Source organism: Streptomyces sp., assembly GCF_035563135.1.
Taxonomy (GTDB): domain Bacteria; phylum Actinomycetota; class Actinomycetes; order Streptomycetales; family Streptomycetaceae; genus Streptomyces.
Genome location: NZ_DATMVN010000837.1, coordinates 1 through 25,433 on the forward strand (window position 1 = coordinate 1; position 25,433 = coordinate 25,433).

The 25,433-nt window shown below is 70.8% G+C and carries 23 protein-coding genes and 2 pseudogenes; 9 read left to right on the forward strand and 16 right to left on the reverse strand.

Going from position 1 to position 25,433, the window contains the following annotated elements; all coding sequences use genetic code 11:
• From VN520_RS36990 to VN520_RS37000, 3 genes and pseudogenes are all read right to left on the reverse strand, one after another.
• The coding region (locus tag VN520_RS36990) for a hypothetical protein (RefSeq protein ID WP_325751339.1) at nt 1–1,280 on the reverse strand (1,280 nt) is incomplete at its 3' end.
• Nucleotides 1,277–1,540 (reverse strand): hypothetical protein, encoded by a 264-nt coding sequence (locus VN520_RS36995; RefSeq protein WP_325751340.1) that lies wholly within the window; start codon nt 1,538–1,540, stop codon nt 1,277–1,279. The genes VN520_RS36995 and VN520_RS36990, both read right to left, overlap by 4 nt.
• Nucleotides 1,537–1,827 (reverse strand): annotated as a pseudogene (locus tag VN520_RS37000) (SUMF1/EgtB/PvdO family nonheme iron enzyme); the annotation flags it as partial. The gene VN520_RS36995 and the pseudogene VN520_RS37000, both read right to left, overlap by 4 nt.
• Nucleotides 1,828–2,486: 659 nt before the next feature.
• Between VN520_RS37000 and VN520_RS37005 the strand changes: the two are divergent.
• Nucleotides 2,487–3,125, forward strand: a complete 639-nt coding sequence (locus VN520_RS37005; RefSeq protein ID WP_325751341.1) for a LysE family translocator — start codon at nt 2,487–2,489, stop codon at nt 3,123–3,125.
• A gap of 190 nt (nt 3,126–3,315) precedes the next feature.
• Nucleotides 3,316–3,963 carry a class I SAM-dependent methyltransferase gene (locus VN520_RS37010; protein WP_325751342.1) on the forward strand — a complete coding sequence of 216 codons (648 nt, stop codon included), beginning with the start codon at nt 3,316–3,318 and terminating at the stop codon, nt 3,961–3,963.
• Between the two features lie 25 nt (nt 3,964–3,988).
• Here the strand turns inward: VN520_RS37010 and trxA are convergent, their stop codons facing one another.
• From trxA to VN520_RS37030, 4 genes are all read right to left on the reverse strand, one after another.
• Nucleotides 3,989–4,333: a thioredoxin gene (gene trxA / locus VN520_RS37015; protein WP_325751343.1), complete on the reverse strand. Its 345-nt coding sequence runs from the start codon at nt 4,331–4,333 to the stop codon at nt 3,989–3,991.
• Nucleotides 4,330–4,746: a MerR family transcriptional regulator gene (locus tag VN520_RS37020; protein ID WP_325751344.1), complete on the reverse strand. Its 417-nt coding sequence runs from the start codon at nt 4,744–4,746 to the stop codon at nt 4,330–4,332. Before VN520_RS37020 ends, trxA begins: the two co-directional genes overlap by 4 nt.
• A gap of 296 nt (nt 4,747–5,042) precedes the next feature.
• Nucleotides 5,043–5,681: a hypothetical protein gene (locus VN520_RS37025; RefSeq protein ID WP_325751345.1), complete on the reverse strand. Its 639-nt coding sequence runs from the start codon at nt 5,679–5,681 to the stop codon at nt 5,043–5,045.
• 131 nt (nt 5,682–5,812) lie between these two features.
• Nucleotides 5,813–7,183: a cation:dicarboxylate symporter family transporter gene (locus tag VN520_RS37030; protein ID WP_414720073.1), complete on the reverse strand. Its 1,371-nt coding sequence runs from the start codon at nt 7,181–7,183 to the stop codon at nt 5,813–5,815.
• Between the two features lie 154 nt (nt 7,184–7,337).
• Here VN520_RS37030 and VN520_RS37035 point away from each other — a divergent pair, with 154 nt between their 5' ends.
• From VN520_RS37035 to VN520_RS37045, 3 genes and pseudogenes are all read left to right on the forward strand, one after another.
• Nucleotides 7,338–8,996 carry a sensor histidine kinase gene (locus VN520_RS37035; RefSeq protein ID WP_325751346.1) on the forward strand — a complete coding sequence of 553 codons (1,659 nt, stop codon included), beginning with the start codon at nt 7,338–7,340 and terminating at the stop codon, nt 8,994–8,996.
• Entirely contained in the window at nt 8,993–9,667 is a 675-nt protein-coding gene (locus VN520_RS37040) for a response regulator (protein ID WP_325751347.1), read from the forward strand. Before VN520_RS37035 ends, VN520_RS37040 begins: the two co-directional genes overlap by 4 nt.
• 34 nt (nt 9,668–9,701) lie before the next feature.
• Nucleotides 9,702–9,959: pseudogene (locus tag VN520_RS37045) on the forward strand (XRE family transcriptional regulator); the annotation flags it as partial.
• Between the two features lie 112 nt (nt 9,960–10,071).
• Here the strand turns inward: VN520_RS37045 and VN520_RS37050 are convergent.
• Entirely contained in the window at nt 10,072–11,097 is a 1,026-nt protein-coding gene (locus VN520_RS37050; protein ID WP_325751348.1) for an ATP-dependent 6-phosphofructokinase, read from the reverse strand.
• Nucleotides 11,098–11,339: 242 nt separating this feature from the next.
• On the opposite strand from VN520_RS37050, the gene pta reads away from it, so the two are divergent.
• The 3 genes from pta to pyk all read left to right on the forward strand — a co-directional run bounded on the left by pta (nt 11,340) and on the right by pyk (nt 16,161).
• Nucleotides 11,340–13,412, forward strand: a complete 2,073-nt coding sequence (gene pta, locus VN520_RS37055) for a phosphate acetyltransferase (protein ID WP_325751349.1) — start codon at nt 11,340–11,342, stop codon at nt 13,410–13,412.
• Complete coding sequence (locus VN520_RS37060) at nt 13,409–14,659, forward strand: acetate kinase (protein ID WP_325751350.1); 1,251 nt, start codon at nt 13,409–13,411, stop codon at nt 14,657–14,659. The genes pta and VN520_RS37060 overlap by 4 nt, the downstream gene beginning before the upstream one ends.
• A 74-nt stretch (nt 14,660–14,733) precedes the next feature.
• Complete coding sequence (gene pyk / locus VN520_RS37065) at nt 14,734–16,161, forward strand: pyruvate kinase (RefSeq protein ID WP_325751351.1); 1,428 nt, start codon at nt 14,734–14,736, stop codon at nt 16,159–16,161.
• A gap of 100 nt (nt 16,162–16,261) precedes the next feature.
• Here the strand turns inward: pyk and VN520_RS37070 are convergent, their stop codons facing one another.
• The 4 genes from VN520_RS37070 to VN520_RS37085 form a co-directional block, all read right to left on the reverse strand.
• Nucleotides 16,262–17,569 carry a hypothetical protein gene (locus VN520_RS37070; protein ID WP_325751352.1) on the reverse strand — a complete coding sequence of 436 codons (1,308 nt, stop codon included), beginning with the start codon at nt 17,567–17,569 and terminating at the stop codon, nt 16,262–16,264.
• Complete coding sequence (locus VN520_RS37075) at nt 17,559–18,083, reverse strand: DUF6114 domain-containing protein (RefSeq protein WP_325751353.1); 525 nt, start codon at nt 18,081–18,083, stop codon at nt 17,559–17,561. Before VN520_RS37075 ends, VN520_RS37070 begins: the two co-directional genes overlap by 11 nt.
• 96 nt (nt 18,084–18,179) lie before the next feature.
• Complete coding sequence (locus VN520_RS37080) at nt 18,180–18,821, reverse strand: DUF6230 family protein (protein ID WP_325751354.1); 642 nt, start codon at nt 18,819–18,821, stop codon at nt 18,180–18,182.
• Between the two features lie 600 nt (nt 18,822–19,421).
• The gene (locus tag VN520_RS37085; RefSeq protein ID WP_325751355.1) at nt 19,422–20,399 is read right to left on the reverse strand and encodes a tetratricopeptide repeat protein; all 978 of its coding nucleotides are present in this window, start codon (nt 20,397–20,399) and stop codon (nt 19,422–19,424) included.
• A 317-nt stretch (nt 20,400–20,716) separates the two neighbouring features.
• On the opposite strand from VN520_RS37085, the gene VN520_RS37090 reads away from it, so the two are divergent.
• Entirely contained in the window at nt 20,717–21,361 is a 645-nt protein-coding gene (locus VN520_RS37090) for a TetR/AcrR family transcriptional regulator (protein ID WP_325751356.1), read from the forward strand.
• 48 nt (nt 21,362–21,409) lie between these two features.
• Here VN520_RS37090 and VN520_RS37095 read toward each other — a convergent pair whose 3' ends face one another.
• The 4 genes from VN520_RS37095 to VN520_RS37110 form a co-directional block, all read right to left on the reverse strand.
• Nucleotides 21,410–23,110, reverse strand: a complete 1,701-nt coding sequence (locus tag VN520_RS37095; protein WP_325751357.1) for an acyl-CoA mutase large subunit family protein — start codon at nt 23,108–23,110, stop codon at nt 21,410–21,412.
• Between the two features lie 83 nt (nt 23,111–23,193).
• Nucleotides 23,194–23,526: a DUF3817 domain-containing protein gene (locus tag VN520_RS37100; protein ID WP_325751358.1), complete on the reverse strand. Its 333-nt coding sequence runs from the start codon at nt 23,524–23,526 to the stop codon at nt 23,194–23,196.
• A 55-nt stretch (nt 23,527–23,581) separates the two neighbouring features.
• Complete coding sequence (locus VN520_RS37105) at nt 23,582–24,091, reverse strand: MarR family transcriptional regulator (protein ID WP_325751359.1); 510 nt, start codon at nt 24,089–24,091, stop codon at nt 23,582–23,584.
• A gap of 97 nt (nt 24,092–24,188) precedes the next feature.
• A partial coding sequence (locus VN520_RS37110; protein WP_325751360.1) for a glycosyltransferase family 2 protein occupies nt 24,189–25,433 on the reverse strand: 1,245 nt, incomplete at its 5' end.

Genomic DNA, 25,433 nt, shown 5'->3' on the forward strand with positions numbered 1-25,433 from the left:
CACGGCTTCCCCCCTCCGCGCAGCGATGAGAGCACCAGCCGGCCGTACCGCGTCGCGAGAGCGCCCGCGGTCACGACCACGGAGATTCCGAGCGCGACGAGCAGGTGGCTGACGGATTCGTCACCGAGGACCTGAAGGACGCCGAGCGAGGTCCCGAGCGGCAGGCCCAGGATCGTGAGCGTTCCCAGCGCGCCGCTGATCTGCTGGCTCTCCTGCGTCTGCACCAAACGGCTGTAGTCAGCGGCCTCCGCCAGGATCTCCCCGAACCGTTCGGGCAGCCGGTGCTGGTTCTGGAAGGCGAGAAGCAGTGCGTTGGCCGGACCGTGGGCGGTCAGGTGCTGACGCCAGTAGGTGCTCCGGAAGGCCGCGATGTTGCGCTCCAGCGTGGCCACTCTCCGCGCCAGCCGTCCGGTGTCGAAGACGTCCGAGAGTTCGTCGGTGAGCTCGTCGATGTGGTCACGCTGGAGCGACCCGAGCAGCAGCGCATCCAGGTAGACGGTGCGCGAGTGCAGGGCGCCGAACGCGTAGAAGTCCTCCTCCCCCGTGTCGGCACGGTGACCGAGGAAGGCAGCTCCCTGCCGCAGCACCAGGGCACTCCAGTCCGCCGAGATGCGTACGGCGTTACCGAGCTCCACGGCGGCGGTCTCCGGGGCGAGCGGGAAGTCGGCCGGGGTCGAACGCGACGCCAGCTGCCAGAGCCAGCGATCGGCACTGTCCGGCAGTTCCCCTTCATGGCCTGCGCGGAGCGCGGGTCCGTGATCGGCCTCGGGGGTGAGGAAAGCGACGGTATAGGGCCGGGCGAGGGCGAACGTCCCGGCCCCGCTGGTGACTTCGGCCAGCCCCGCGAGGAGCGCTCCAGGATCCAGCGGCCCTGTGAGCGCCGTGTCCTCACCGTGGACGGCCTCCCGGCCGGCTATCGCACGCACCACAGGCAGGAGGGGCCTGGTCACCGTGAAATGCAGGACGGCGAGGGCGTGTTCGGGATTGCGGGCGGTGGCGGTGCGGAGGAGCTCCATGCCGATGAGATGCAGACCGTCGTGCGTGATCGAGACCGGCCGGTGCCAACGGCGAGGCCTGTCAGGTGTGCCGTACAGGACGCGGGCGGAAGCGGGGGCGAAGTACGTCGCCCTCGTCCCGGTGTCGGTGCGCCGGCTGCCCAGCTCGAACGGAAACGGCCCCTGCTCCCAGTCCGGGGCCCGCAGCAGGCACACGGGCACGACGACCGTCAGCTCCTGGCGGGCGCCGGTGACCGTTTCGAGCGGCGGGGGTGGTGCGGTCATCCGTAGTACTCGGACGGGTCGGGCCGGTCGAGACGGATGACGAACTCCGCCCGGTCAGGGCTGACACCCGAAACATGGAAGCGAACACGTTCGCCCGTACGGATGGTCCGGAATCCCTCGGTCACGATCTGCCGGTAGTCGAAGCCGTAGTACCGCTGGTCCTCGTCGTCCTGAACGATGTAGGACCCGAGGGTGCCGTTCACTCCCCCGCCGCTCGACCGCCGGTCGATGACCGTCCCGTGGCGGGGCTCGCCGCTCATACAGTCGTCTCCTCGGTGTCCATGACGTCTTCCACACATCGGAAGCCCACCGCGTTGCTCCCACCGCGCTTCCGGTAGATCCCCTTGCTGCTCGCCTGCACCGCACGCATCGGATTGTCGTAGCTGCCACCACAGATGACGGCCTCACCTGGATCACCCAGACTGGTGGAGGTCCATTCCCAACAGTTGCCCACCATGTCCGCGATACCGGCCGGAGAAAGGTTGCCGGGCCGGTCGGACGCCGGTGTCACCCATGCCCTGCGCACAGCGTCACCCGCGAAGTCCTCGTACCACGCCTGGTCGTCACCGGCCCTACCGTCATGGCCGACGCCAGGCTATCGCGGAGCGCGCGATCACCAACAGCGTGTAATGAGCCGCATACCTTTCGCTGCCCGGTCGCGTCCGGGCCGCACAGCACGGCAAGCGGGCCGACGGGGCCCACCGGTGCGAACGCGGGCCGAGGCCGGTCCGTCGGCGCTTCCGCCGTGGTGCGCCACCAGCGGCGCGACGCCAGCGCGGCCAACATGACGAACACCACCCCGTTGAACGTACCGAAGCAGCCGTGCCACCGCCCGGCCATGCACATCGGAGCGGCCATCAGGAGCGGCCCCCGCACGACGAACGCGGCGCCCACCATGCCGAGGACCGCCAGGCCGAGAAGCACGATCCTGCGCGTACGGCCGGGCGGAGGTGCGCTGTGGTTCATGCCCCCCATAGGACATGGAGTGCCGTTGCGGTGGCGTATGCGGTTTTCGATACACCCGCGATACGAGCGGGCAGTGTGCCTCCCGCTTGCCCGCCGGGTGCTGCTGGAGGTGCGTGTACGTCGCGGTGGCCGCCGGCCTGCACGGCCCGGTGAGAGCGGCGGCAGGAGCAGTCCCGCCCGGGCGGGAGTGAAGGGGAAAAGGGGCTGAGAGGTGAACTCGTCCGTGCTTACATCGGAGTCATGGTGTCTGCCGAGCGCTTACTCGCCTTCGCGGCGATGTCGTTCCTTCTCATCGTGGTCCCCGGCCCCAGTGTGCTGTTCGTGATCGGACGCGCGTTGGCCCAGGGACGGCGCGCCGCGCTGACGACGGTCCTGGGTAACACGCTGGGCGCCTATGTGCTCATCGTGGCCGTGGCTCTCGGGGTCGGGACGGTCGTGGAACGTTCCGTCCTCGTCTTCACGGCGCTGAAGCTGACCGGTGCCGCCTACTTGGTGTATCTGGGCGTCAGGGCGTGGCGGCAACGCGGTGTGCTCCATGCCTCGTTCACTGCCGACAAAGGCGCAGGCAGCGGCCTGCGCACGTTGTGGGAGGGGTTCGCCGTCGGTGTGGCCAACCCCAAGACCCTCGTGTTCTTCGCTGCCGTGCTGCCGCAGTTCGTCGACCGCGCCCAGGGACACGTCGTCGTGCAGATGCTCCTGCTCGGGCTGGTCTTCACCCTCATCGCCGTGGCCTCCGACAGCCTGTGGGGTCTGGTCGCGGCGGCCGGCCGGGACTGGTTCGCCCGCTCACCCCGGCGGCTCTCCCTGGTCGGAGGGGTCGGCGGCCTCACGATGGTCGGCCTGGGGGTCACCGTCGCCGTCACGGGACGCAAGGACTGACCGGTCCCGGGCCCGGGAGGCCGCCGGATCGGCCGGCGGCGCCGACGGCCTGGGACGGGGTGCCTCCCGGGTATGAAGGCGGCGACCTCCCGTGAGCGACGACCGGTCGGCCGGTCGGAGATCGAGCGGCCGGGAGAGTGGATCGAGATTTTCCCGGATCGCCTCGGGGCCGGGAACTACTGTCACGAGCATGGTCGAACACGATGCCTTCCGTACCACCCGCGAGGGGTACGACGCTGCCGCCGCCACCTACGCGCACCTCTTCCGCGACACCCTGCGTGACAGTCCCCTGGACCGCGCGATCCTGGGCGCCTTCGCCGAGGTCGTACGCGCGAGCGGAAACGGGCAGGTCGCGGACCTGGGGTGCGGGCCTGGTCATATCACCGCTCATCTGGACGAGCTGGGGCTGGCCGCGTTCGGTGTCGACGCCTCTCCCGCGATGATCGAGCTGGCCCGGCAGGCCTGTCCGGGCCTGCGGTTCGACGTGGGCTCGATGGCCGCGCTGGACATCGCCGACGGCGCGCTGGGCGGCGTACTCTCCCGTTGGTCCGTCATCCACACGCCGCCACAGGAACTCCCCGCCGTCCTGGCCGAGTTCCACCGTGTACTGGCCCCCGGTGGCCACCTCCTGATCGGCTTCCCCGCAAGCGACGGCCCGTCCCACCCGGCGCAGGTCTACGACCACGCGGTCGCCCCGGCCTACCGGTGGTCGCCCGACCACCTCTCCGCGATGCTGCGCGCGTGCGGGCTGGCCGAGGTGGCCCGTATGGTGCGCGAGCCCCAGCCCACCGACCGGCGGCAGTTCCAGGAGATTCAACTGCTCGCCCGTAAGGCCTGATCGGCCGGGGTGAGGCGCCGGGCGGTCAGACCGCCGCCGGGAGGACCTCCTCCAGTTCCTGGAGCAGGCGGCGCTTCGGGCGGGCGCCCACCATGGACTTCACCGGTTCGCCGTCCTGGAAGACCATCAGGGTCGGCGTCGACAGCACCGCGTAACGACTCGTGGTCTCCGGGTTGTGGTCCACGTCGAGCTGGACGATCTTGACGCGGCCCGCCTCCTCCCTGGCGATCGCGCCGAGCACCGGGACGAGCTGGCGGCAGGGGCCGCACCAGTCGGCGGTGAATTCGACCAGGACCGGCAGGCCGGCCCCCAGGACCTCCGCGTCGAACGTCGCGTCGGTGACCTCTGTGGCACCTTCTGCGTGGATCATGACTCGTCCTCCCAGTTCAGTTCACATCGGGGTTCGGGGCCGCCCGGCACTTCGGCCGACGCCTCCAGTTCGGCGCGGGCCAGCTGGGCCCCCACCTCCGCACGGACCGATTGCAGTCGGCCGATGAGGACGTCCAGCTCACCGAGCTTGCGCCGGTAGACCGCCAGCGAGGCCGGGCAGGCGTCACCCGCCGGGTGGCCGGCGCGCAGACAGTCGACGAAGGGGCGGGTCTCCTCCAGGTCGAAACCGAAGTCCTGAAGGGTCCGGATCTGCCGGATCAGCCGCAGGTCGCTCTCGTCGTAGGTGCGGTAGCCGTTCTCCGCGCGGCCTGCGTGCAGCAGGCCCCGCGACTCGTAGTACCGCAGCGTCCGTGTCGTCGTCCCGGCGCGTTCGGCCAGTTCCCCGATTCGCATACCGCGACCGTAATCCTTGACGCCCACGTCAAGGCAAGGCGTCCTGACGCCCCGGGAAGTACAGCCGCCGCAAGCACCGGAGGCGGGTGAGTGACGACCGTGCGGGAGACGGGACCCGGGACGGCAGGGGGACGGCCGGCTGCCTCGCCATCGGCGAACGGTGCGAGCACCGCGGGGTACGGCAACCGGGCGGTCATCCACCTCCCCCACGGCCGGGACGCGGTCAGGAGGAGGATCTGAGACAACAGGTGCAGTCACCGGTCGCCGTCGCCCTGCGCCGGTACCGGTACCGAAGCTCAGGAAGGCCCCGACACGGCATCGCTTCCGGCCAGTTCGAACGGCTCACCCAGGGACCGCTCTCCGGCGCCCGCGTCCGGCCCCGGGTGCACGGTGACGCGCTCCTCGGGGAACAGGGCGAGAAGAGCCAGCCGGGACATGAGCGGTTTGAGGACGCGGCCGGACGACGGCGGGACTCCCCCGGAGCCGTCCTCGACATGGAGGTGACCGACGCCCTCGTCCACCAGCAGCACGTGGAACCGCAGCAGTTCGTACCCCTCGTCGGCCTGGGGCCGCCCGGTGTGCAGAAGCGTCCCGGATTCGCCGAGCAGCATCATCGGCCGGCCCCGCAGAACGGCTGCGGCTTCTTCGGGATCAGTCAGGTCCGGGAACCCCCCGCTGCCCGAGAGGTGTTCCGCGGTGCCCCACTCCCCCGTGTCCTCGCGCGTCGCGAAGAAGAGCTCCTCAGCGACGAGACCGTCCCTGCGCCGGTGGAGGAGCAGGACGAAGCCGAGGTCGCCCCGTACGCACGTGTCGGCGACGACGGTGGTGGTGGTGCCGTCGAGGCGGGGCGCCGGTACGGCCGCGCGCCCTTCGGTGCCCGGTGCACACGCGGCTCCCAGAGCGGCCCGGGCCGTCTCCGCCAGATTCCTGTCCATCCCGCTCCCCGGCTGCACGCGTAGCGACCGCGTATCCGGCTCGTCCGGGCGCAGTGGGACCGCAGTCTGCCACGACGGGTGCGGCCGGCACGGGAAGTCCCGTACCGGCCGCACCCGTCACTCCCCGCGCGTCACGCCTTCACGAGCGAGGACTGCTGCTGCTCGTCGCCGTCCCGGGTGTCCGGGACGTGCGGCTCCCCGCTGTGCACGTCGTCCGTCATCGTCTTCTCGTCGAACGGGAGGGCACCGGAGAGGACCTGGGCCGCCCGCTCCCGGTCGATCTCCTTGGTCCAGGTGCCGACGAGCACCGTGGCCACCGCGTTGCCGGCGAAGTTCGTCAGGGCGCGGGCCTCGCTCATGAAGCGGTCGATGCCGACGATCAGCCCGACGCCGTCGACCAGTTCGGGGCGGTGCGACTGGAGGCCGCCCGCGAGCGTGGCCAGACCGGCGCCGGTGACGCCTGCCGCGCCCTTCGAGGCGATCACCATGAAGACCAGCAGTGAGATCTGCTCGCCGATGGTCAGCGGGTCGCCCGTCGCGTTGGCGATGAAGAGCGAGGCCATCGTGAGGTAGATCGCGGTGCCGTCGAGGTTGAAGGAGTAGCCGGTCGGCACGGTGATGCCGACGACGGGCTTGCTGATGCCCATGTGCTCCATCTTCGCGATGAGCCTCGGCAGGGCCGACTCGGACGAGGAGGTCGAGAGGATCAGCAGGAACTCGCGGCCCAGGTACTTCAGCAGGGTGAAGATGTTGACCCCGGCCACCAGGCGCAGGATCGCGCCCAGGATGAGGAACACGAAGAGCGCGCAGGTGACGTAGAAGCCGATCATGATGATCGCGAGCGACTTCAGCGCGTCCACGCCGGTCTCGCCGACCACCGCCGCCATCGCGCCGAACGCGCCGACCGGGGCTGCCCACATGATCATGGCGAGGATGCGGAAGACGAGGCGCTGGATGTGGCCGATGCCGCGCAGGACGGGTTCGCCGGCCGAGCCCATCGCCTGGAGCGCGAAGCCCGCGAGCAGGGCGATGAGCAGGGTCTGCAGGACCTCGCCCTCGGTGAAGGCCGAGACCATGGTGGTGGGGATGATGCCGAGCAGGAAGTCCACGGTGGACTCGCTGGCCCCCGAGGCCTGCTTCTCACCTGCGGCGCGGGCCGCCTCGGTGAGGTGGAGGCTGGAGCCGGGCTCCAGGAGGTTGCCGACGACCAGGCCGATGGCCAGGGCGACGGTCGACATCACCAGGAAGTATCCGAGGGCCAGGCCGCCGACGGCGCCGACCTTGGCGGCCTTCCGCACGGAGCCGACGCCCAGCACGATCGTGCAGAAGATGATCGGGGAGATCATCATCTTGATGAGGTTGACGAAGCCTGTGCCGATCGGCTTGAGCTCGACGGCGAAGTCCGGGACCACCAGGCCCACCGTGACGCCCAGCACCACGGCGGCGATCACGGCGATGTAGAGGTAGTGGGTGCGGTCCCGTCGTACGGCTTTCTCTGCCACGGGGATCTCCTCGGGTATGCGGCTGCTCCCCGTCCCTGGGGGCCCCGGTGACTATTCACTTCCCTGTGACGGCCGTCACCGTTGCGTTCATATCGTTCACAGATGCTTTCGAGCCACCTTGGGCCGGGTGCCCCTGCCAGGCAGACTGGGTGCCATGCGCCTGCCCCGAACCCTCCCCCGCAGCCTGGCCGGCCAGCTGTTCGCGATGCAGGCCCTGCTCGTGGCGGCGGTCGTGGCGGGGTGCGCCTTCTACGCGTACGCCTCCGGCCGGGACCGGGCGGAGGAGACCGCGGCCCGCCAGGTGCGGGCCGCCGCCCTCGCCATGGCCGGATCGCCGTCCGTGCGGGAGGCGATCCGTACCCCGGATCCGTCCGCCGTACTCCAGCCGTACGCGGAGCAGGTGCGCGAGGACACCGGGATCACCTTCGTCACGATCATGGATCCGGAGGGGGTCCGCTGGACCCACCCCGACCGCTCCCAGATCGGCAGGAGCTTCATCGGCCACACCGAGCGCGCGCTGCTCGGCGAGACGTTCGAGGAGACCTACACCGGCACGCTCGGCCCCTCGATACGGGTCGTCACGCCGGTGTACGACGGGGGCAGGATCGTCGGCCTGGTCAGCGCGGGGATCACCGTCGAGCGGGTGTCCACGCAGGTGCGTGAGCAGCTCGGGGCCCTGGGGACGGCGGCCGGCGCCGCGCTGGCGCTGGGGGCGCTCGGCACGTACGTGATCAACGCCCGGCTGCGGCGGCACACGCACGGGATGAACGCCCGGGAACTGAGCCGGATGCACACCTACCACGAGGCCACGCTGCACGCCGTGCGCGAGGGGCTGCTCATGCTGGACGGGCAGCGCCGGGTCGCCCTGATCAACGACGCCGGCCGGGAGCTGCTGGGACTGGAGCCGGGGTCGGTCGGGCGCGGGGTCGACGAGCTGGCGCTGCCCGCGTCGCTGACCGGGGCGCTCCTGGCGTCGGAGCCGCGGGTGGACGAGGTCCACCTGACGGCGGAGCGGGTGATCGTCGTCAACACGAGCCCGGTGGTCGGCGGCGAGCGGCGCGGGACGGTCGTGACGCTGCGGGACCACACGGAGCTGCAGGCGCTGTCGGGCGAGCTCGACTCGGAGCGCGGCTTCACCCAGGCGCTGCGCTCCCAGGCGCACGAGGCGGCGAACCGGCTGCACACCGTGGTGTCGCTGATCGAGCTCGGCCGGGTCGAGGAGGCGGTGGACTTCGCGACGGCGGAGTTGGAGCTGGCCCAGGTCCTCACCGACCGGGTCGTGGGCGCGGTCGCCGAACCGGTGCTCGCCGCTCTGCTGCTCGGCAAGGCGGCGCAGGCCAACGAGCGCGGTGTGGAGCTGGTGCTCACCGAGGACAGTCTGATCGACGACGGGGCCCTGCCGCGCTCACTGGCGCCGCGGGACCTGGTGACGGTCCTCGGCAATCTGATCGACAACGCGGTGGACGCCGCGTCGGAGACGGCCACGGGCGGCGCCGGCGCGTCCGTCCCCGCACAGCGCACCGCGACGCGTGCCCTGGTCACCGTGACCGCGCGTACGGAGCCGGGCGAGCTGCTGCTGCGGGTGGCGGACACCGGCGCCGGGATCGGCCCGGACGACGCGGACGAGGTGTTCCGGCGCGGCTGGACGACCCACGGGACGGGCCGCGGCCTGGGCCTGGCGCTCGTACGGCAGGCGGCCCACCGCAACGGCGGGACGGTGACGCTGGGCCGGGCTCCGGGCGGCGGCGCGGAGTTCACCGTGCGGCTGCCGCTCGCCGGCCGTGCGGCGGGGGCGGAGGTGGCCGCGCCGTGATCCGTGTGCTGGTGGTGGAGGACGATCCGGTGGCCGCGGACGCCCATCAGCTCTATGTGGGCCGGGTGCCGGGTTTCGAGGTCGCGGCCGTCGCGCACTCCCGGGCCCAGGCCGTGCGGGCGCTGGACCGCACGGAGGTGGACCTGTTGCTGCTCGACCTCTATCTGCCCGACGGGCACGGATTGCAGCTGCTGCGCTCGCTGCGGGCCGCGGGGCACGGCGCGGACGTCATCGCGGTGACGTCGGCGCGCGATCTGGCGGTGGTGCGGGAGGGCGTGTCGCTCGGTGTCGTGCAGTACGTGCTGAAGCCGTTCACGTATCCCACGCTCCGGGACCGGCTCGTGCGGTACGCCGAATTCCGGGCGGCGGCCGGTGAGGCGAGCGGCCAGGAGGAGGTGGACCGGGCACTGGGCGCACTGCGGGTCGCCGACCCCGCCACGCTGCCCAAGGGCCTGAGCGGCCCGACGCTGGAGGCGGTGACCCGGGCCCTGCGGGCGGCCCCGGACGGGGTGACCGCGGCGGCGGCCGGGGAGGGGCTGGGGATCTCCCGGATCACCGCCCGCCGCTACCTGGAGCATCTGGTGACGGCGGGCCGGGCCGTGCGGCGGCCGAGCTACGGTCAGGTCGGCCGGCCTGAGCTGCACTATCACTGGGTGGCTGAAACCCGCTGAGAGGCCGGGCCCCTCCCGAGACCGCCCCAGGACGATCGTACGAACGGCGAAGTGGTGGGAACAGCCTGTAGCCAGGCCCCTTCCGGGCTCCTACGGCGGGGCCGTACACCCCACCCCGCCCTTCGACGCCCCCGCCCCGCGCCGCCCCCGCGAGGCGCTGGGAACGGCTCCCGGGCATGTTGCGTACGGGCTGCGGATCACGGCCGGGACCGTGACGGCCCGGGAACGCGGCGCCGCACTGCCCGGCGCACGCGAACCGAGGGCGCTGGCCGGTGTCCTGTGGTGCGCACCGCGTGGCCGAGGAGTTCTGGCGGACGGCGGGCATCCGGGACCGAAGGGGCACGGCAGCGGCCCCGCTCCCTGGCCCGGCCTGATCCGGACAGGTCCGGCTCGGACGGAAGACCCTAGAAGACCGACTCGGCCTCGTACATCCGGTCACCGGGGACCGTCTTCAGGCGGGCCACGGCGTCCGCGAGCGGAACCATCACGATCTCGGTCCCGCGCAGCGCCGTCATCCTCCCGAAGTCACCGCGGTGCACGGCCTCGACGGCGTTCCACCCGAAGCGGGTCGCGAGCACCCGGTCGTACGCGGTCGGCGTACCGCCGCGCTGCACGTGGCCGAGGATGACCGGCCGCGCCTCCTTGCCGAGCCGCCGCTCCAGCTCGGCCGCCAGCCGGTTGCCGATGCCCTGGAAGCGCTCGTGGCCGAACTGGTCGATCTCGCCCTTGGCATACGTCATCGAGCCCTCGGCCGGGTGCGCCCCCTCGGCGACACAGATGACGGCGAACTTCTTGCCGCGCGCGAAGCGTTCCTCGACCATCTTGACCAGGTCGTCGACCTGGAAGGGCCGCTCCGGCAGACAGATGCCGTGGGCACCGCCGGCCATGCCGGACTCCAGCGCGATCCAGCCCGCGTGGCGGCCCATGACCTCGACGACCATGACCCGCTGGTGGGACTCGGCGGTGGTCTTGAGACGGTCTATGGCCTCGGTCGCGACTCCCACGGCGGTGTCGAAGCCGAAGGTCCGGTCGGTGGCGGAGATGTCGTTGTCGATGGTCTTCGGGACGCCGACGACGGGCATCCCGGCGTCGGACAGCATGCGGGCCGCGGTGAGCGTGCCCTCGCCGCCGATCGGGATCAGCGCGTCGATGCCGTAGCGGTGGGAGAGTTCCGCGCAGTTCTCGGCGGCCTCACGCAGCCGGTCGCGTTCGAGCCGCGCCGAGCCGAGGATCGTGCCGCCCCGGGCCAGGATGCCGCTGACGGCGTTCAGGTCGAGGGGCCGGAAGTGGCCGTCGAGCAGCCCCTTGAAGCCGTCCTCGAAACCGATGACCTCATCCCCGTGCCCCACCACGGCGCGGTGCACGACCGAACGGATCACAGCGTTCAGGCCTGGACAGTCGCCGCCTGCGGTGAGAATTCCGATGCGCATCCTGCTCTGTCTCCTGCTCGCTAGTGCCATGCGTTCCGGGGTCCCGTCGAGAAAGCCCCGTACCGTGAGCCACGACGATTGTCCCACGTGAAGCCAGGCCCTCGCGCTTCCGGCTTCACCGGCGGAGCCTGCCGGGGCCCGGGAGGGCCCGCCCCCGGTCACGGTGCCCGGCGGGCGGCCCACCTGCCCCGGTAGGTATCGTCAAAGGGACAATGCCAGCCAAAGAGGACGGGAGACCACGCGTGGCGCGCAGCGTGTACGTGACCGGGATCGACCGGGGAGACGGCCGTCAGGTCGTCGATCTGGGAGTCATGGAGCTACTGACGCGTCAGGTGGACCGGGTCGGCGTCTTCCGGCCGCTGGTCCACGACGGCCCCGACCGGCTGTTCGAGCTGCTGCGGGCCCGCTACCGGCTCTCGCAGAGCCCGGAGACGGTCTTCGGCCTCGACTACCAGGAGGCCGCCGCGGTCCAGGCGGAGAAGGGCACCGACGAGCTGGTCTCCCTGCTGGTCGAGCGCTTCCACCGGGTGGCCCGCGACTACGAGGTGGTGCTGGTCCTCGGCAGCGACTTCGCCGCCACCCAGCTCCCCGACGAGCTGGCCCTGAACGCGAGGCTCGCCAACGAGTTCGGCGCATCCGTGATCGCGGTGGTCGGCGGCAAGGACCAGGACGCCGGGTCCGTCCGGGCCGAGACCCGCAACGCCTACCGGGCGTACGCCGGTCTCGGCTGCGACGTCCTGGCGATGATCGTGAACCGGGTGGCGTCCGGGGACCGCGCGGACATCGCCGACCGGCTGAAGGCGCAGCTCCCGGTCCCCTGTTCCGTCCTGCCGGACGACCCCGCGCTCTCCGCGCCCACCGTCGCCCAGATCACCACCGCACTGGGCGGAACGGTTCTGCTCGGTGACGACGCGGGCCTGGCCAGGGACGCCCTGGACTTCGTGTTCGGCGGCGCCATGCTGCCGAACCTCCTGAAGGCCCTGACACCGGGCTGCATGGTCGTGACCCCCGGCGACCGCTCGGACCTCGTCATCGGTTCGCTCGCCGCGCACAGCGCCGGCACGCCGCCCATCGCGGGCGTACTGCTGACCCTCAACGAGCGCCCCGGCGAGGAGATACTCCGGCTGGCGGCCCGCCTCGCGCCGGGCACCCCGGTCATCGCGGTGACCGGCGGGTCCTTCCCCACGGCGGGTGAACTCTTCGCCCTGGAAGGGAAGCTGAACGCGGCGACACCCCGTAAGGCGGAGACCGCACTCGGCCTCTTCGAGCGCCATGTGGACACCGGCGCCCTGCTGGAGCGGATCTCGGTGGCCCGCAGCGGCCGGGTCACCCCGATGATGTTCGAGCACGAGCTGCTGGAACAGGCCCGCTCCGACCGGCGCCGGGTCGTCCTGCCCGAGGGCACCGAGGAGCGCGTCCTGCGCGCCGCCGACGTGCTGCTCCGCCGCGACGTCTGCGACCTGACCCTCCTCGGGGACATCGACGTCATCCGCAAGAAGGCCGCCGACCTGGGGATCGACCTCGCCGAGACCCAGATCGTCGACCCGCAGACCTCCGAGCTGCGCCAGAACTTCGCCGAGCGGTACGCCGCGTTGCGCGCGCACCGCGGAGTGACGGTGGAGCTGGCGTACGACGTCGTCTCGGACGTGAACTACTTCGGCACCCTGATGGTCCAGGAGGGCCTGGCCGACGGCATGGTCTCCGGCTCGGCGCACTCCACGGCGGCCACGATCCGGCCGGCGTTCGAGATCATCAAGACGAAGCCCGACGCCTCGATCGTCTCCTCGGTGTTCTTCATGTGCCTCGCCGACAAGGTGCTGGTCTACGGCGACTGCGCGGTCAACCCGGATCCGGACGCGGAGCAGCTCGCGGACATCGCGGTGCAGTCGGCGGTCACCGCGTCCCGCTTCGGCGTGGATCCCCGGATCGCCATGCTCTCGTACTCGACGGGCACCTCCGGCAGCGGCGCCGACGTCGACAAGGTGCGGGAGGCCACGGAGCGGGTACGCGACTCACGGCCGGACCTGAGGATCGAGGGCCCGATCCAGTACGACGCGGCGGTCGAGCCGTCCGTCGCCGCGACCAAACTGCCGGCGTCGGAGGTGGCGGGCCGGGCGACGGTGCTGATCTTCCCGGACCTCAACACCGGCAACAACACCTACAAGGCGGTCCAGCGTTCGGCGGGCGCGGTCGCGGTCGGCCCGGTCCTGCAGGGGTTGCGGAAGCCGGTCAACGACCTGTCCCGCGGCGCGCTGGTCCAGGACATCGTCAACACGGTGGCCATCACGGCGATCCAGGCGCAGGGCGAGGGATGACCGCGATGACCACCGACCCGACCAGTGAAGGTTTCCGCTCCATGAATGACGCCCACCGCGTGCTCGTGCTCAATTCCGGCTCCTCGTCGGTGAAGTACCAGCTGCTGGACATGCGCGACCGCTCCAGGCTGGCGACCGGTCTGGTCGAGCGGATCGGCGAGTCCTCCTCCCGGCTGGTGCACACCCCGCTGAAGGGCGGGGAGCCCCGTGAGCGCACCGGCAGGATCGCCGACCACGAGGAGGCGCTGAAGGCCGCGGCCGGCGAGCTGGCGGCCGACGGGCTCGGACTGGACTCCCCCGAGCTGGCGGCGATCGGCCACCGGGTGGTGCACGGCGGGCTGAAGTTCAGCGAGCCCACCGTGATCACCGACGAGGTGCTGGAGGAGATCGAGCGGCTCGTCCCGGTGGCCCCGCTGCACAACCCGGCGAACATCACCGGCATCCGCACGGCGCAGGCGCTGCGGCCGGACCTGCCGCAGGTCGCGGTCTTCGACACGGCGTTCCACACGACGATGCCGGAGTACGCGGCGCGGTACGCGATCGACGTCAGGACCGCCGACGCGCACCGCATCCGCCGCTACGGCTTCCACGGCACCTCGCACGCGTACGTGTCGCGCAGGACGGCCGAACTGCTGGGCCGGCCGGTGGCCGACGTGAACGTGATCGTGCTGCACCTGGGCAACGGCGCCTCGGCCTCCGCGGTGGCGGGGGGCCGGTGCGTGGAGACGTCCATGGGCCTGACCCCCCTGGAAGGGCTCGTCATGGGCACGCGTTCGGGGGACATCGATCCGGCCGTCACCTTCCACCTGAAGCGGGTGGCGGGGATGTCGACGGACGAGATCGACGTCCTGCTGAACAAGAGGAGCGGCCTGGTCGGCCTCTGCGGCGACAACGACATGCGGGAGATCCGGCGCAGGGTGGACGAGGGCGACGAGCGTGCCACGCTCGCGTTCGACGTCTACATCCACCGCCTGAAGAAGTACATCGGCGCCTATGCGGCGGTCCTCGGCCGGGTGGACGCGGTGACGTTCACGGCGGGGGTCGGGGAGAACTCGGCCCCGGTCCGGGAGGCTGCGCTCGCGGGGCTGGAGGGTTTCGGCCTGGCCGTGGACGCGGACCGCAACGCCGTACGGTCCGGCGAACCGCGGCTGATCTCGCCCGACGACGCACGGGTGGCGGTCGCCGTGGTGCCTACGGACGAAGAGCTGGAGATCGCCGGCCAGACCTTCGACCTGGTCCACAACTGAGCGGGCCCCCGCCCCTTTGTATCTTCCACCAGACGGAATATTCCGCAGTGAAACAAACCGATAGGATCCGCCTCATGCGCCGTTCCAAAATCGTCTGCACCCTCGGTCCCGCCGTCGACTCCCACGAGCAGCTCGTCGCTCTGATCGAGGCCGGCATGAGCGTGGCCCGTTTCAACTTCAGTCACGGTACCCACGAGGAGCACCAAGGCCGTTACGACCGGGTCCGCAAGGCCGCCGCCGAGACCGGCCGCGCGGTCGGCGTGCTCGCCGACCTCCAGGGCCCCAAGATCCGTCTCGGGAAGTTCGCCGAGGGTCCTGTCGAGCTGGTCCGCGGGGACGAGTTCGTCATCACCTCCGAGGACGTCCCCGGCGACAAGTCGATCTGCGGCACCACCTACAAGGGGCTGCCCGGTGACGTCGCCAAGGGTGACCCGATCCTCATCAACGACGGCAACGTCGAGCTGAAGGTCGTCTCGGTCGAGGGCCCGCGCGTCACCAGCATCGTCATCGAGGGCGGTGTCATCTCCGACCACAAGGGGATCAACCTCCCCGGTGCGGCGGTCAACGTCCCCGCGCTGTCCGAGAAGGACGTCGAGGACCTCAGGTTCGCCCTGCGGATGGGCTGCGACCTGGTCGCGCTGTCCTTCGTGCGCGACGCCGAGGACGTCAAGGACGTGCACAAGGTGATGGACGAGGAGGGCCGCAGGGTCCCCGTCATCGCCAAGGTGGAGAAGCCGCAGGCCGTCGAGCACATGGAGGGCGTCGTCGCGGCCTTCGACGGTGTGATGGTCGCCCGCGGTGACCTCGCCGTCGAGTATCCGCTCGAAAAGGTCCCGATGGTGCAGAAGCGCCTCATCGAGCTGTGCCGCCGCAACGCCAAGCCGGTGATCGTGGCGACGCAGATGATGGAGTCGATGATCACCAACTCGCGGCCGACCCGCGCCGAGGCGTCCGACGTCGCCAACGCGATCCTGGACGGCGCGGACGCGGTCATGCTGTCGGCGGAGTCCTCCGTCGGCGCGTACCCGATCGAGACGGTCAAGACGATGTCCAAGATCGTCGTCGCCGCCGAGGAGGAGCTCCTCTCCAAGGGCCTCCAGCCGCTGGTGCCGGGCAAGAAACCCCGCACCCAGGGCGGTTCGGTCGCCCGCGCGGCCGCCGAGATCGCGGACTTCCTGGACGGCAAGGCGCTGGTCGCGTTCACCAAGTCCGGTGACACGGCCCGCCGTCTCTCCCGCTACCGCGCCGCGCAGCCGATCCTGGCCTTCACCACCGAGGAGGCCACCCGCAACCAGCTCGCGCTGAGCTGGGGCGTCGAGTCCTACGTCGTGCCGCACGTGGACAACACGGACGCCATGGTCGACCTGGTGGACGCGGAGCTGCTGAAGCTGAACCGCTACACCGACGGCGACACGATGGTCATCACGGCCGGCTCGCCCCCCGGCGTCCCCGGCACCACCAACATGGTCCGGGTGCACCACCTGAGCGGCGAGCGCGCCTGACGCTCCGCCGCCCGCACGAAGACTGTGGCCCGCACCCCCGTACGAGCGGGGGTGCGGGCCACAGTCTTCGTGCGGCTCCCGGACGGGTCCGGAGCACCGGTCAGCTGTTGCCGCCGGTGAAGTAGTTCGACAGGCCGGGGACCGTGAGCGTACCGCCGAACTGGCCGGCCTGGGTCACCGTCACGTCGGTGAAGAAGACGAGGGGGATGTTCACCGGCGGAGGGGTCTCGGGGCTGAAGGTGATCGGGATGAGCCCGAAGAGGTTGCCTTCGAGCTTCTCCGTGTACATCGTCACTTCGCCGTCGCGGATCGTCGACGTGGAGCCGCTGCTCGCCTTGACGTGACCGGTCGTCCCGGCCGGGCCCTTCGTCAGCTGGTGCAGGTCCCTGATGTCGATGGAGGCGGCGGTGAACTTCAGGACCTTCTTGACGCTGCCGCTGTACGTCTTCACCTCGACGATGCCCGCGTAGTCCAGTCCGTTGAGCGTGAGCTTCGAGCTCTCCAGCGTCCACGGGTCGTCCGGGAGCAGCGGGACGCCCTGTTCCAGTTCGGCCGCGGCGAGCGCCTCGGGGTCGGCGGTCGGGCAGGGGAAGCGCTCCTTGGCACCGTCCGGGATGTCCTCGTCCTTCACGGGGTCGAGGCCCTTGACGTCGTCGTCGAGCTCCTCGACGGCCTTGCCCGCCTTCCCGGCCGCCTCACGGATGGCGTCGGCGGTCTCGTCGGCCGCGTCCTTCGCCGCGTCCGTCGCCTTCTCCACCGGCTTGTCCGGCGTCTCGGGAGTGGCGCTCCCCGACGGCTCCGGGGTCTCCTCGGTGGCGCTCGGGGACGGCGCGGCCGTCTCCTTGTCCGGTCCGTCGAAGAGGTCCTTGAGCGCGTCACCGACACCCAGCGGGTCGAGGGGGTTCTTCGACGCGGTGGGCGAGGGGGTGGGCGTGGGGGTGGGCGTGGGGGTGGCCGACGGGGCGGTCTTCTCCTCCCCGGAGGCCTCCGGGGAGGTGTCCTGCGCGGACGCGCGCGCACTCGCCGAGGGCTCGGGCGCTGCGGAACCGTCCTCCTGGCCGGTCTCGTCCTTACCGGCCTCGTCCTTGCCCGCACCGTCGGACGGCGTGGCGCTCGGCGTGGGCTCCGTCCCGGGTTCCTGCGACTCGGGCGGCTCGTCGGAGCGGGTCACGCAGGGCCCGGGGGCGAAGGGGATGTCCGTGCTGTCGTCGGCCATGGCGAGCCTGGGGGTGAGCCCCATGCCCACGAAGACGGCCGTCGGCATCGCCGCGAGCGCGAAGGCCTTCTTGCCCGTGGGCATGTGCAGCTTCGTCAGGAGCGACTTCCTGGGCGCCGCGTGGCGGGGGCCTCTTCGCTCCGGAGAGCTCTCCGGCCCGTAGTCGTTCGTCCGGCTGTCGTCACCCCGCACGATGCCCCCCGCCGTCGGCCTCCGTCGCCACCCCGAACAGCCTCTGCTTTCGCGGGGCCTCAGCGGTGCCGTGGGGCTCCTGGCCGTGCTCCCGGGCCTCGGGAACGTCCTCCTCGGCTTCGCCCGGAGCCCAGGCGATGGAGAGGGCTCCGCCGAGGAGCGAGAACAGGAAGCCGATGATGAAGCCGCCTATGTTGGCGACAGGGATGGAGATGAGCGCGAGCAGGATCGCGGCGACACCGGCGAACACCCGCACGATGTGGTGGAACCACATGGTGAGGCCCAGCGTGACGAGCAGGACCCCGATGATCAGCGACCCGGCTCCGGCGGTGGTGGACATCGCGATCGTCATGTTGCCGAGGTGCATGTTCGCGTACGGGAAGTACGCGATGGGTACACCACCCAGGATGGTGAACAGGCCCGCCCAGAACGGCCGGTTACCCCGCCAGGTGCGGAATCCCCGCCGGTAGACGGTGAGGTAGTGCTCGTTCTGCCCTGTGGACTCGGGGCTCATGGAAAACAGCTCCCTGGAACCGGTACTGCTGTGAGAAGAAAAGGGGTGGGCAGCCGGAGGCCCTCAGGGAGCACTCCGGCCACCCGGTCACGTGCCTCAGAAGCACTGCTTTTTGGTACCGCTGTACAACCGCAGCTTCAGGTCGCTGAGCTGGAAGGTGCCGGCGGTCGTCGCCCACGCCACCTGTTCCACATCGGTCAGGACCGCTTCCTCGGCACGCTGCGCGAATCCGTTCGGATTCGCCTGGGTGCCCGGCTGGATGCCGATCGAGTCAGGCCTGTCCTTGTTCTTGAGGGAACCCGCCGCGACACCGATGTCGATGTTCTTGAACGACGCGTTCGCGTCGAGCTGAGCGACATCCAGGTACAGGTTGGTCGCCTGGACCGGCCTCTTCGGGTTGGTGCCCGCCTCCAGCCTCAGCGTGACGCTGCCGAGATCGAACGGCAGATTCGGCGTGACCACCGACTGGCACATGTTGGTGATCGTCGCGCTGCTGAAGCCCGACACGGCCACGGGGTGGTGTGCGCCCGCGCCGGAAGCGACGTTCCCGTACTGGACGAAGTCCTGACCGACGAGGCTGTCGGTCCTGACCTTGAAGCTCTGACCCGACACGCTGAACGATGCCGCCAGCGCACCCTGCGCAAGACCCACGCCCACTGCGGCGGTCGCCGCGACGCTCGGCACCATGACCAGAGCGAAACGCTTCCATCTGGTACCACCGCGAACCTGCGAACTCATATATTTCCTCCTTCTCGGACGTACATCTCCGGTACGGGCAGTGCGCCCGCCCTGGGATGGGAGAAGTGCTACGTCCTCGGGAAGGAGAGCGCCCGGACCGGAGGCGCGTACCGCATCCGAATCACCGGCGATCACCCCCGAGCGACAACCACTGGCCGCGCGTCTGCGCAGCCGGTTCGGACAGGCCCTGCCCAGAGGCAGGAACCCCCCTGTCCGCGGTCGGCGTCACTGCCGCCGACCACCCGGTGGGGACCCAACGGACCCACCTGCGCCGACTGGCCGTCGGACCGGCGGGGATTGGACCGAGCGTGGCCGATCGTGGTCCATTCACGGCCGTGACACAAGGGGGGTCGTTACCGACTAGTAACGACCAGATAACCGGCGCGCGACAGGGCGACACCGACCGGCCACTCAGGGTGGCACCGAAGGGACGCGCGAATGACGGGATTGCCGCCCGAAACCGGACAGATCCATAGAGGCGATTTACTGCGAGTAACACTACGTACTTTTATCAAGTTTTGGTAAAGCGGAAGCGTTCGTTGTCGTACACCCGCGAAAACGGCCGTGGTGCCGGAAGGGCCCCACGGCCGTGTTGTCACATCAGAACAAGACGCGCGCGAGCGCGGTGCGGGCGGCGACGACCCGGGGGTCGTCGGGGCCGATCACCTCGAAGAGTTCGAGGAGCCGCACCCGCACGGCGTCGCGGTCGTCGCCGGCGTTGCGGCGGACCGTCTCGACGAGCCGTCCGAAGGCGTCCTCCACATGGCCGCCCACGAGATCCAGATCGGCGGCCGCCATCTGCGCCGCCGGCTCGGCCGGATTCTCCGCGGCCTCCTTGCGGACCTGCTGCGGATCCAGCCCCGCGACACGGCCCAGCAGTTCGGCCTGGGCCAGGCCCAGCTTCGCCTCGGTGTTGACCGGGTCGTCGGACAGGACGCTCCTGTACGCCGCGACCGCCCCGGTGAAATCGTTGGCGTCCAGCGCCTGCGCGGCTGCTTCCAGCTGCGCGTCGTACGGTCCGGCGGGCACCTCGGCGGGGGCACTCTCCCCGTCCCCGGTTCCGGCGCCCGGGTCGACGGTGATCCCGGTGAGGCCGAAACGCTCCTCACCGACCTGGATCAGCTGGTCCAGCGTCTGACGGATCTGGCTCTCGGGGGCCGCCCCCTGGAAGAGCGGGAGGGCCTGTCCGGCCACCACCGCGAAGACGGCGGGAATGCCCTGGATCCCGAACTGCTGCATCAGCATCTGGTTGGCGTCGACATCGACCTTGGCCAGCACGAAGCGGCCGTTGTACTCGGTGGCGAGACGCTCCAGGAGCGGGCCGAGCTGCTTGCACGGCTCGCACCACTCGGCCCAGAAGTCGATGACGACGGGGACTTCGGTGGAGCGCTGGAGGACGTCGGTCTCGAATCCGGCCTCATCGACGTCGATCACCAGGGCGGCGGGTGCCACGGCACCGGCGCCTCCCTGCCGGGCAGACTCCGCGCGGGCCTGCTCCGCCTTCGCCTTCGCGTCGCCGGCCGCCTTCACGGCGGCGAGGTCGACGACACCGCTCATGGACATGTTCCTAGGCTGCATACGTACATCCTCCCCCCTGCGCGCACTGATCCGGAAAGCGATCCGTGAACCGCCTCCGTCCACGGCCACGCCGGTGTGCGCGGCGCGTGGACGGAAGCGGTTCCGAGGCCCTGAAAACCCCGTGCTCGGAGCCGGGTCCCCACCCGGCGCCTGTGGCTGTCGATCGGTCGTCGCGCCACGACGGACGAACCGTCGCTCCTTACGCTACGACCCGTAGCGTAACTGCCCCACCCCCCTGCCGGGCAAGGGCTCACGGTGATCTGTCTCACGGGCTCCCGGCCCGGTCAGCACTACTTACCGGCCGGTATGGTCGCCGCATGCCGAGCTGCTGCCCCATCGAACCCACCCGGCCCGGACGTCCCCGCAGTGCTGAGGCCGATGCCGCGATCCTGGAGGCGACCCGTGCGTCGCTCGTCGACCTCGGCTGGTCGAAGCTGACGATGGGCGATGTGGCGGCGCGGGCGGGGGTCGCCAAGACGACTCTCTACCGCCGCTGGGCCGGCAAGAACGAACTGGTGGTCGATGCGGTCGCCGTCCTCTTCGACGAGCTGGAGCTGCCCGACCTCGGCAGTCTCGCGGCCGATGTGGAGGCCGTGGTCCTCCAGTTCGCGGATCTGCTGGAGCGGCCGGAGACCAAGACGGCGCTGATGGCCGTGGTCGCCGAGTCGACACGGGACGAGGCGCTGCGGAACCGCATACGCCATTCGATCGTGGCCCGGCAGAAACACCTCGTCCTGCTGGGGCGGGAGCGTGCGCAGCGCCGCGGGGAACTGCCCACCGAGCCGGACGCGGTGGTGGCGGCCCGCACCGCGGACCTGATCTTCGACGTGATCGCCGGGGCCGTGGTGCACCGGACGCTGGTGAGCGCCGAGCCCGTCGACACCGACTGGGCCCGGCGCTTCACGGTGCTGCTGCTCTGCGGGCTGGGCACAGCGGCGGCGGAGCACCGCCCCGGGGCCTGAGGCTCCCGGGGCTGGAGGCCCCGGCCGGCCGCGTGGCCGGGACGCCGCTCAGAAGCCCGGCGGCTCCGTGTAGACGCCCCACTCCTCGCGCAGCACCCCGCAGATCTCACCGAGGGTCGCCTCCGCCCTTACGGCCTCCAGCATCGGCCCGATCATGTTCGAGCCGTCGCGGGCCGCGGCCAGCATCGCGTCCAGTGCGCCACGGACCGCTCCGTCCTCGCGGCCCTCCTTGCGCCCGGCGAGTTCGCGCACCTGCTCGCGTTCGACCTCGTGGCTGACCCGCAGGATCTCCAGGTCGCCGGTGACGGAACCGTGGTGGACGTTGACGCCGACGACCTTCTTCTCGCCCTTCTCCAGGGACTGCTGGTACCGGAAGGCGGATTCGGCGGTCTCGCCGGTGAACCAGCCGTCCTCGATGCCGCGCAGGATGCCGGAGGTCATCGGCCCGATGGGGTGCTCGCCGTCCGGGTGCGCCCGGGTGCCTCGCTCCTTGATCTGCTCGAAGATCTTCTCGGCGTCGGCCTCGATGCGGTCGGTGAGCTGTTCGACGTACCACGAGCCGCCCAGCGGGTCGGCGACGTTGGCGACGCCGGTCTCCTCCATGAGGACCTGCTGGGTGCGCAGCGCGATCTCGGCGGCCTGCTCGGAGGGGAGGGCGAGCGTCTCGTCCAGGGCGTTGGTGTGCAGGGAGTTGGTGCCTCCGAGGACGGCGGACAGCGCCTCCACGGCGGTGCGCACGACGTTGTTGTAGGGCTGCTGGGCGGTGAGCGAGACGCCGGCGGTCTGGGTGTGGAAGCGGAGCCACTGCGCCTTGTCGGTCCTCGCGCCGTAGGTCTCCTTCATCCAGCGGGCCCAGATACGGCGGGCGGCGCGGAATTTGGCGATCTCCTCGAAGAAGTCGAGGTGCGCGTCGAAGAAGAAGGACAGTCCGGGCGCGAAGGTGTCGACGTCCAGACCGCGGGAGAGACCGAGCTCCACGTATCCGAAGCCGTCGGCGAGGGTGTAGGCGAGTTCCTGCGCGGCCGTGGCTCCGGCCTCACGGATGTGGTACCCGGAGACCGAGAGCGGCTTGTAGGCGGGGATGTCGCGGGCGCAGTGCTCCATCAGGTCGCCGATGAGGCGCAGATGCGGCTCGGGCTGGAAGAGCCACTCCTTCTGCGCGATGTACTCCTTGAAGATGTCGGTCTGCAGCGTGCCGTTCAGCACCGCCGGGTCGACGCCCTGGCGCTCCGCGGCGACGAGGTACATGCAGAAGACGGGGACGGCGGGCCCGCTGATCGTCATCGAGGTGGTGACGTCACCGAGCGGGATGTCCCGGAACAGGACCTCCATGTCGGCGGCGGAGTCGATGGCGACGCCGCAGTGGCCGACCTCGCCGAGCGAGCGGGGGTCGTCGGAGTCGCGGCCCATCAGGGTCGGCATGTCGAAGGCGACGCTGAGCCCGCCGCCGCCGTTGGCCAGGATGGTCTTGTAGCGCTCGTTGGTCTGCTCGGCGTTGCCGAAGCCGGCGAACTGGCGGATGGTCCAGGTGCGGCCCCGGTAACCGGTGGGGTGGAGCCCCCGGGTGAAGGGGTACTCGCCGGGCCAGCCGATCCGTTCGAATCCCTCGTACGTGTCGCCGGGGCGGGGCCCGTACACGGGCTCCACCGGGTCCCCGGAGAGGGTGGTGAAGTCCGCGTCGCGCTTGCGGGCCTTGTCGTAACGGGCCTGCCAGCGGCGGCGGCCTTCCTCGATCGCGTGAGCGTCCATCATTCAAATTTACTAGGACGTCCTAGTAAATGTCGACGGCAAACCGCCCGGCGCTTCGCGCGGGGCGGTTCGGGTGCTTCCGGTCAGACCTTGACGGCCCGCGCGGAGCCGTCGGTGATCAGCGGTTCGACCTCCCGGACGACCTTGCGCTCGACGAAGAACGCGGCTGTCGGGATCGTGCCGGAGACCAGCACCCAGAGCAGCTTGCCGATCGGCCACTTCGCCTTGGAACCGAGGTCGAAGGCGAAGACCAGGTAGATGATGAACAGGACGCCGTGGAGCTGCGAGACCGCGAAGGTCAGGCTCTCCCCGGTGTCGAATCCGTACTTGAAGACCATGCACACGCACAGGATCATCAACATGACGGCGGTGACGTAGGCCATCACCCGATAGCGGGTCAGCACGCTGCGTTTCATGACATCGAGCGTATCCGGACGGCCGGGGCGATCTTGCAGCACCCCGTCCCGGTGGCTACTTCTCCTCGAAGTCCCGCGCGGCCACCCGCAGCGGCCGGAGCATCGCGAAGATCTCGGCGCACTCCTCCTCGTCGTACACACCGAGCCCGAAGTCCATCGCCATCAGGTCCTGGCTGGCCGCCTCGACGACCTCACGGCCCTTGTCCGTGATGGAGGCCAGGGTTCCGCGTCCGTCGTTGGGGTTGGGGCGCTTGTCGACCAGTCCCGAGCGCACCAGGCGGTCGACGGTGTTCGTCACGGAGGTCGGGTGCACCATCAGACGCTCGCCGATCTTGGACATCGGCAGCTCACCGGCCTGGGAGAAGGTGAGCAGGACCAGCGCCTCGTACCGGGCGAAGGTCAGTCCGTACGGTTTGACCACCGCGTCCACCTCGGCGAGCAGGATCTGCTGCGCGCGCATGATCGAGGTGATCGCCCCCATGGAGGGCACCGGGCCCCAGCGCCGGTGCCAGAGTTCCTCGGCGCGGGCGATGGGATCGAAGGGGAGGCTGAGCGGCTTCGGCACGGCACGACCTTACCCACTGGTCATATGACGGTCAGCCCTGTCTCGCACTTCGGTACCGGACGTGTGTTCCATGCGCCTCCGCGAGTCCCGGGGGGCGTCACAGGCCGGGCACCGGCGTGGATCCGGTGCCTGCCGCGGTGGCGGCGGCCGGTGCGGGCTCCGTCGCCCGGACGGGACGCGGCGCGCGGGCCCGGCGCCGGCGCAGCAGCGTGACGGGCCGCGCCATGGCCGGCGCGAAGGCCGTCACCATGGCGAGGACCGCCCAGGGGCGCAGCGCCTCGTGGGTGAAGGCCGGCAGACAGCTCAGCACGCCGAACAGGCAGCCGACGGCGGCCACGGGCCTGCGGACGAGCGTCAGTGTGTAGCCGAGAAGCCGCCCGGGCGGCACCCGCAGCAGCGCCTGTCCGCACTGCCGCAGCAGGACGCCGTAGGCCTCCCGGGACCGGAGCAGCCGCTGGGGGAACGCGTGCACCGGGACGGCCGGGACCTCCTCGACGGCCGGAGCGTCCGGGATGTGGACCGAGCGCCAGTGACGTCCGGTCAGCGGGTTGCGTGTGCGGTGGAGCTCGAACCCGGTGGCCATGTCCCCCGCGACGGAATCGTGGAAGCCGCCGGCCCGGCGCAGGGCCGTGACGCGCACGACGCGGCCGGTGCCCGCGAGGACGGGCGCGCCGTAGCGGTTGCCCGCCCGCTGGATCAGCTCGTGGAACAGGGAGTGCGGGGATCCGGTGACGGCCCGGGCAGCGCTTCTGTGGACCCGCGGGCCGACGGCGAAGGCGATGTCCGGGTCCCGGAAGTAGCCCGTCATCCGCTCCAGGAAGCCCGGCCGGGGTACATGACCGGTGGCCACGGAGGCGAAGAAGTCGTAGGCGGCACCGTGCTTGGCGAGCCAGGCGTTGTAGTTGCCGTGCCGCGCCCCGGCCCGGTGCGGGCCCTTCACCTGGTTCCACTCGGGTACCCCGAGGCGGGTGAAGTGGTGCACGCCCAGCTCGGCGCAGAGCATCCTGGCCTCCGGGTCGTCGCTCTCGTCGAGCAGCCAGACGTCCAGCGGTCCGGGGTGCCGCACCCGCACGGCGCCCTCCAGGGTGGCCCGCACGGCGGGGAGACGGTCCCTGCCCGGCAGGTAGGTGACGAGGAACGCGAGTCCGGTGCCGCGCTCCGGCCTCACGGGGACCGGGTCCCGGGCCACCGACACGGCGAGCGCGACGGCGAGCACGTGCACCAGCAGGAACAGTTCCAGCAGGGCGACGGACACCAGCGTCACGGAGTCGGCGAGCATCAGCCATCGTCGGCCGTCCCCCCGGTGGCTCCAGTGCGTGGGCCACAGCATGTGGAGCAGCAG

Bases quoted from the DNA above. Each gene is read 5' to 3' on its own strand.
- pyk (WP_325751351.1), top strand. From the start codon at position 14,734: ATGCGCCGTTCCAAAATCGTCTGCACCCTCGGTCCCGCCGTCGACTCC.
- VN520_RS36995 (WP_325751340.1), bottom strand. From the start codon at position 1,540: ATGAGCGGCGAGCCCCGCCACGGGACGGTCATCGACCGGCGGTCGAGC.
- VN520_RS37005 (WP_325751341.1), top strand. From the start codon at position 2,487: ATGGTGTCTGCCGAGCGCTTACTCGCCTTCGCGGCGATGTCGTTCCTT.
- VN520_RS37010 (WP_325751342.1), top strand. From the start codon at position 3,316: ATGGTCGAACACGATGCCTTCCGTACCACCCGCGAGGGGTACGACGCT.
- VN520_RS37080 (WP_325751354.1), bottom strand. From the start codon at position 18,821: ATGAGTTCGCAGGTTCGCGGTGGTACCAGATGGAAGCGTTTCGCTCTG.
- VN520_RS37035 (WP_325751346.1), top strand. From the start codon at position 7,338: ATGCGCCTGCCCCGAACCCTCCCCCGCAGCCTGGCCGGCCAGCTGTTC.
- VN520_RS37085 (WP_325751355.1), bottom strand. From the start codon at position 20,399: ATGCAGCCTAGGAACATGTCCATGAGCGGTGTCGTCGACCTCGCCGCC.
- VN520_RS37050 (WP_325751348.1), bottom strand. From the start codon at position 11,097: ATGCGCATCGGAATTCTCACCGCAGGCGGCGACTGTCCAGGCCTGAAC.
- VN520_RS37075 (WP_325751353.1), bottom strand. From the start codon at position 18,083: ATGAGCCCCGAGTCCACAGGGCAGAACGAGCACTACCTCACCGTCTAC.
- VN520_RS37025 (WP_325751345.1), bottom strand. From the start codon at position 5,681: ATGGACAGGAATCTGGCGGAGACGGCCCGGGCCGCTCTGGGAGCCGCG.
- VN520_RS37100 (WP_325751358.1), bottom strand. From the start codon at position 23,526: ATGAAACGCAGCGTGCTGACCCGCTATCGGGTGATGGCCTACGTCACC.
- VN520_RS37095 (WP_325751357.1), bottom strand. From the start codon at position 23,110: ATGGACGCTCACGCGATCGAGGAAGGCCGCCGCCGCTGGCAGGCCCGT.
- VN520_RS37060 (WP_325751350.1), top strand. From the start codon at position 13,409: ATGACCGCGATGACCACCGACCCGACCAGTGAAGGTTTCCGCTCCATG.
- trxA (WP_325751343.1), bottom strand. From the start codon at position 4,333: ATGATCCACGCAGAAGGTGCCACAGAGGTCACCGACGCGACGTTCGAC.
- VN520_RS37020 (WP_325751344.1), bottom strand. From the start codon at position 4,746: ATGCGAATCGGGGAACTGGCCGAACGCGCCGGGACGACGACACGGACG.
- VN520_RS37090 (WP_325751356.1), top strand. From the start codon at position 20,717: ATGCCGAGCTGCTGCCCCATCGAACCCACCCGGCCCGGACGTCCCCGC.